The 5,864-nt window shown below is 68.9% G+C and carries 4 protein-coding genes; 3 read left to right on the forward strand and 1 reads right to left on the reverse strand.

The window, feature by feature from the left end:
• On the reverse strand, positions 1 to 237 hold a 237-nt coding region (locus tag ACRDU5_RS15935), incomplete at its 3' end, for a hypothetical protein (RefSeq protein WP_526615595.1).
• Positions 238 to 531: 294 nt separating this feature from the next.
• Here ACRDU5_RS15935 and ACRDU5_RS15940 point away from each other — a divergent pair.
• Genes ACRDU5_RS15940 through ACRDU5_RS15950 form a run of 3 tightly spaced genes read left to right on the forward strand, consistent with a single transcriptional unit; the run spans position 532 to position 5,832 of the window.
• A complete protein-coding gene (locus ACRDU5_RS15940) occupies positions 532 to 1,095 on the forward strand; it encodes an RDD family protein (RefSeq protein ID WP_526615596.1) in 564 nt (187 codons plus the stop codon).
• Complete coding sequence (locus ACRDU5_RS15945) at positions 1,095 to 5,552, forward strand: type VII secretion EssC family protein (RefSeq protein WP_526615597.1); 4,458 nt, start codon at positions 1,095 to 1,097, stop codon at positions 5,550 to 5,552. Before ACRDU5_RS15940 ends, ACRDU5_RS15945 begins: the two co-directional genes overlap by 1 nt.
• A gap of 13 nt (positions 5,553 to 5,565) precedes the next feature.
• Positions 5,566 to 5,832, forward strand: a complete 267-nt coding sequence (locus tag ACRDU5_RS15950) for a hypothetical protein (protein WP_526615598.1) — start codon at positions 5,566 to 5,568, stop codon at positions 5,830 to 5,832.
• Positions 5,833 to 5,864 lie beyond the last annotated feature (32 nt).

A 5,864-nucleotide genomic window follows, 5' to 3' on the forward strand; every position in this document is an offset into this window, starting at 1 on the left:
CTGCCCGGCCTGCGCGGATCGGCTGCGGGCGACGAAGGCCAACGGGATGGTCAGCGGGACCACAAACGGCCCGAACAGCAGCACCAGCACGAATGCGAGTACCGCCAGCGGGTTCGTCTTCACGACAGACACGCCAGGCGGAATCACGGTCGGGCGCGCGGCCGACGGCGCCACGGTCGGCCCGCCGACCGTGAACCCCGCGCCGAAGCGGCTTGGCGGCAGCGCGGAATCACCCACGACCAGCACCCTCCTCATGTCCTTATGGCTGCGTCCCCTCATCGTCGACAGAGACGGTGAGTGCGAGCAATCGTACGTTCGATCGACGGCAATCGGCTGCGGTACCGCATTACCCTGCCTATGTTGACTAGGAAAATTGGTTGGAGGTTAGGACAGACGGTGATGTCAGGGCCGGCGACCGGCATGGACGCAACCTGTGCCCACTGCGGCTCGCCCCTGCGCGCAAACGCCCACTACTGCAACGCTTGCGGCAAGGCCGCACCGAAACGCCAGGTTCACTCGCAGCCGGTGCCGGTGACGAACCGCGCTGCGGCCCAGCCAGATCCCTTGACCGCATCGGCGGTGGCCGCCGACCAGATCGTGCTGGCCGGCCCCGGAGTGCGCTGCTGCAGCTTCCTGCTCGATCTCGCGGTGATGGCCAGCCCGGTGCTGCCGCTGGCCACTGTCGGCGCAATCCTCGGCGTCGCCGAGGTGGTGTACCTCGTGGTCCCGGTGGCCTTCGTCGCGGTGTGGATTTGGATGCAGATATGGCAGGGGTTCAGCGGAACGTCGTTCGGCAAATCAGTACTGGGACTTCGGCTAATCCGAGAGGCGGATCGGCGGGCGCCGGGATTCCCTGCCGCGGCGGGTCGCAGCCTGGTGTTCGCCGCCACCGGGGGCCTGGCCGCACTGCCCGCCATCGCCGGCCCCCCGCGCGGCGGAATGCATGACCGCGTCAGCGGGCTGGTCCTGATCGACATCGCGGTGGGCGCAAACCCACTGGGCCCGCGCCAGCAGACCGGTCTGCGCCGGACCGTAGACCGCGGCCTGAAAAGTGTGCATTCACCAGTGCCCCTCGGTGCGACGGGACAACGCTGATGCAACTCAAGTTCATGCTGCGCCGTGAGGACGGCACCCGGGCACGGGTGGCGGTGACCGCCGACGCGACCGCGTCGGTCGCCGACCTGGCTACCGCGCTCAGCGTCGGGGATCCCGAGCGGCGAGCCACCCGCCGACCCACCAACGCGACGCTGAAACTCGAACACAGTGCGTTCGACACCGCCGCGCAGGGACGGCTTCTCGATCCCGGACGAAGCCTCATCGAATCGGGCATCCGGTCCGGTTCGACGGTCAGCATCGCCGGTGCGGCTCCCTCGATGGTTCCGCGTACGCGGCGGGGCCGGTCGGTCGCCGTACTCCGGGTGCTCGAAGGTCCCGACGCCGGCCGCGAATTCCCACTCACCGCAGGCAACTCCGTGATCGGCACGGCCATCACCAGCGACGTGATGCTCACCGATCCCGGGGTGGCCGATGTGCACGCCGCCGTCATCGTCGGCGAAAGCGTCGAGATCTCCAACCTGGCCGGGCCGTCAGGTGTGCTGGTGGGCGACCGGCCGGTGCAGCGGGCACTGGTCGGTTCCACCGACGTGGTGAAGCTGGCCAACACGTCGATCGCGGTGCTGCACACCGTGCGGCCGGGCACCGTCCAGACCGACAGCGCGGCAATCGAATTCAACCGCTCACCCCGGGTGCTGACCCGCTTCCCCGACCGGAAGTTCCCGGCTCCGCGCCCGCCGCAGCGGCCCGAACCGACGCACTTCCCGGTGGTGTCGATGCTGCTGCCGTTGATGCTCGGACTGGTCCTGTTCGCGGTCACCCGCAGCATGCTGGTGGTGGTGTTCATCGCGCTCAGCCCGCTGCTCATGCTGGGCATGTACATCGACACCATGTTCCAGACCAGGAAGAAGCACAAGCAGTCGATCGAGCGATTCGCCGAGGCACTGCGGCAGCTCGCCGAGGACCTGACCGCGGCCCAGCGCGTGGAGAAGGTGGTGCGGCTCAACGAGACGCCCGCTCTCGACGAGATCTTGCAGGCCATTCACCGGCTGGGCCCGCTGCTGTGGACCCATCGCCCCGAACATCCCGAGTTCCTCACCGTCCGTTTGGGATTGGGCGATGCGCCGTCGCGTTGCCACGTGGAAATCTCCGATGACCCCGAGGCCGAAACACAGTACGCGCAGCAGGCGCTCGAGCTTCGCGAAGAGTTCGCTCAGATCAGCGAGGTTCCGATCGTGGCCGATCTCCGCGAGTGCGGCGCCCTGGGCGTCTGCGGTCCGCGCGGGCTGGTCGACGGCGTCGCACGCGGGATCGTCATGCAGCTGGTCGGTTTGCATTCGCCCGCCGAACTGGCCGTCACCGCATTCAGTTCACCGCAGACACGTGAGTCGTGGGAGTGGCTGGAATGGCTGCCGCACATCGGTTCGGTGCACAGCCCGCTGGCCGGAAACCATCTCACCGAAAGCGCCAACGGCGGTCTTGCGCTGTTGGCCCGGCTGGAGCATCTGGTCAAGCAGCGCAGCGAATCCCAGCCGTCCGGCGTGTCCGAGTCGCTCGGGCCGATCGACGAGGACGCGGGCGGCACGGTCGACACCGCGGCGGGCGTGGTGCCCGCCGTCATCGTGCTCGTCGAGGACACCGCGCCGATCGACCGTTCCCGGCTGACGCGGCTGGCCGAACGCGGCGGACCGGTCGGCGTGCACGTCGTCTGGGTGGCCACCCAGGTCAGCAGCCTGCCCGCCGCGTGCCGGACCTTCGTATTGGTGGACAACGCAACCGAGGGTTCGACGGTCGGTGAGGTGCGCCACGGCCGGCACAGCTTCCCGGTCGCCTGCGACAGCCTCGACATCCCGGTCGCCAAGCAGGTCGCGCTGCTGCTGGCACCGGTGGTGGACGTCGGCGCGGCCGTCGAGGACGAAACCGACCTGCCGCGGTCGGTGACGTACCTGAGCCTGACGGGTCCCGCCCTGGCCAGCGACCCGACCGCGGTTGCGCGGCAATGGATTGCGAACGAGTCCGTCGCGCAGCGCAACGACCGGATACCCCCACCGTCGGGACGCCCGGCCACCCTGGGGGCCCTGGTCGGGTCGACCGGCTCCGATAACTTTCACCTCGATCTGCGCGAACAGGGGCCGCACGCGCTCGTCGGCGGCACCACCGGCTCCGGCAAGAGCGAGTTCCTCCAGACGTGGGTGCTGGGCATGGCCACCGCGCACAGCCCCGACCGAGTCACCTTCCTGCTCGTCGACTACAAGGGTGGCGCGGCGTTCGCCGAGTGCGTGCAACTGCCTCACACGGTCGGCCTGGTCACCGACCTCTCGCCGCATCTGGTGCGGCGGGCGTTGACGTCGCTGCGCGCCGAACTGCGTCGGCGTGAGCACCTGCTGAACGTCAAGCGCGCCAAGGACCTGGCGTCCCTGGAGCAGACGGGTGACCCGGAAACGCCGCCCAGCCTGGTCATCATCGTCGACGAGTTCGCCGCGCTGGCCACCGAGGTGCCCGAGTTCGTCGACGGCGTCATCGACGTGGCGCAGCGCGGGCGCTCGCTGGGACTGCATCTGATCCTGGCCACCCAGCGGCCCGCGGGCGTCATCAAGGACAACCTGCGCGCCAACACCAACCTGCGGATCGCATTGCGGCTCAACGACGCCGACGACTCACTGGACGTGATCGACGACAAGCTGGCGGCGCACTTCCCACCCGAGATCCCCGGACGTGCCGCCGCCAAGACCGGCCCGGGCCGGTTGACGACGTTTCAGTCCGGCTATGTCGGCGGCTGGTCTGCCGATCAACCCGACATCACCCCGATCGACATCTGCGAGTTCGCGTTCGGCCGGCGCCGTCCGTGGAACCCCGACCTGGCGCTCGGCCGTGCCGCCACGCTGTCGGGCGGCCCGACCGACATCACCCGCATTGTCTCCACCGTCCGGGCGGCCGCCGAGTCGCTGGCCATCCCGGCGCCGCGCAAGCCGTGGCTGCCACCGTTGCTTGCGGTGTATCCCCTGGAATCGCTGACCGGCTACGCGCGCGACAACGAATTGGTGTTCGGCATGGCCGACGCACCCGCCGACCAGTTCCAGCCCATCGGCAGCTTCTCCCCGGACCGCGACGGCAACATGGCGATCATCGGCACCGGCGGCTCCGGCAAGTCGACAGCGCTTCGCTCGGTGGCGATCTCGGCCGCGCTGGCACCTGGTGACGGGCCGGTGCACGTGTATGGATTCGATTTCGCCTCCGGCAGCCTGCACATGCTGGAAGGGCTGCCGCATGTCGCGGCGGTCGTCGACGGCGACGACGACGAACGCGTCGGCAGGGTGCTGCGCCGGCTCACCGCGATCCTCGAGGACCGTGCCAAGAAGTTCGCGCGGGCGCGGGCGTCGAGCATCTCCGAGTACCGGCGCCTCGCCGATCCCGACGAGCCCCGGATCCTGTTACTGGTCGACGGCATCGGTGCGTTTCGCGACGCCTACGAACACATCACGCACACGCCGTATTTCGGCATGTTCAGCCAGATCGCGTCGGACGGTCGTCAGCTCGGACTGCACATCGCCATCACCGGCGACCGCCCGGGCGCGCTGTCGTCGTCGTTGGCGTCGACCATCCAGCGCCGCCTGGTGCTGCGGCTGGCCACCGACGATGACTACCTGATCGCGGGAGTGCCCGCCGACATCCTGTCGGCCGCCTCGCCGCAGGGCCGCGGGATCATGGACGGCCAGGAAATCCAGGTCGCGGTGTTCGGCGGCGACCCCAACGTGGCCGTGCAGGGCCGCGCCGTCGACCAGCTCGCAGAATCCATGCGAGAAAAGGGATTCGCGGCGCCGGAGCCCGTCGAGCGGCTGGCCGAGCGCATTCCGTTGGACACCCTGCCCACCGGCGCCCCCAGCGGGATGCCTATCGGCATCGCCGACGAGACGCTCGCACCGATCGGCATCACCCCGCAGGGCATGCTGATGGTGACCGGGCCGCCCGGCAGCGGACGCACCACCACGCTGCTGACGCTGGCCCAAGCGGTGCGCCGCGACAACCCGGGCGCCCGCATCGTGTACATGGCGCCCGTCGCGTCGACCATCAGCGCCGTCGGCGACTGGAGCGACACTGCGATCGGCGCCAGCGCGGTGGTCGACCTCGCCAACGACCTGATGTCCGGCGTCAGCACGGGTGGCGGCACCAACACGGTGGTGCTCATCGAATCCCTCACCGACTTCGGCGCCACCGAAGCCGAGGCGGAGCTCGCACGGATGGTGAAGACCCTTTCCGACGCATCGGTTTTCGTCGTCGGCGAGTCCGAGGTGTCCACGTGGAGCCAAGCCTGGCTGCTGGCGCAGCCCTTCAAGTCGGCCCGACGGGGGCTGGTGCTCTCGCCCAGCGGGCTGGAAACCGACAGCCTGCTGAGCACACCTATCGGCCCGGTCCGCCGGCACGACTTCCCGCCCGGCCGAGGCGTTCTCATCGACAAGGGCAAGGCCGTTTGGATGCAGGTCGCCCAGCCCATCATCTAAGGGGAGACGAATCATGGCGTATTTCGGACAGGACATCGAACAGGTTCAGATGCTGGCCAATCAGCTCAATGCAAGAGCCGGCGAGGTCGAGAAGCTGATCGCACAACTGTCGGCGACCGTCGACTCGATCGAGTGGCAAGGACCCGACGCCGAGCGATTCAAGGCCGACTGGAAGGGACAGCACGCCGCGCAGCTGCGTGCCGTCGTCTCCACCCTGCAGACAGCGTCGCAAGATGCGCGCCGCAACGCCCAGGACCAACAAATGGCCAGCGGGCGCTAGTCATGGCGTACTACGGCGCAGACCCTGGACAG

This window comes from Mycobacterium sp., from assembly GCF_050701515.1.
Lineage (GTDB): Bacteria > Actinomycetota > Actinomycetes > Mycobacteriales > Mycobacteriaceae > Mycobacterium.

Excerpts from the sequence above, each read along its gene's own strand:
- ACRDU5_RS15945 (WP_526615597.1), top strand. The coding sequence starts at position 1,095 with ATGCAACTCAAGTTCATGCTGCGCCGTGAGGACGGCACCCGGGCACGG.
- ACRDU5_RS15950 (WP_526615598.1), top strand. The coding sequence starts at position 5,566 with ATGGCGTATTTCGGACAGGACATCGAACAGGTTCAGATGCTGGCCAAT.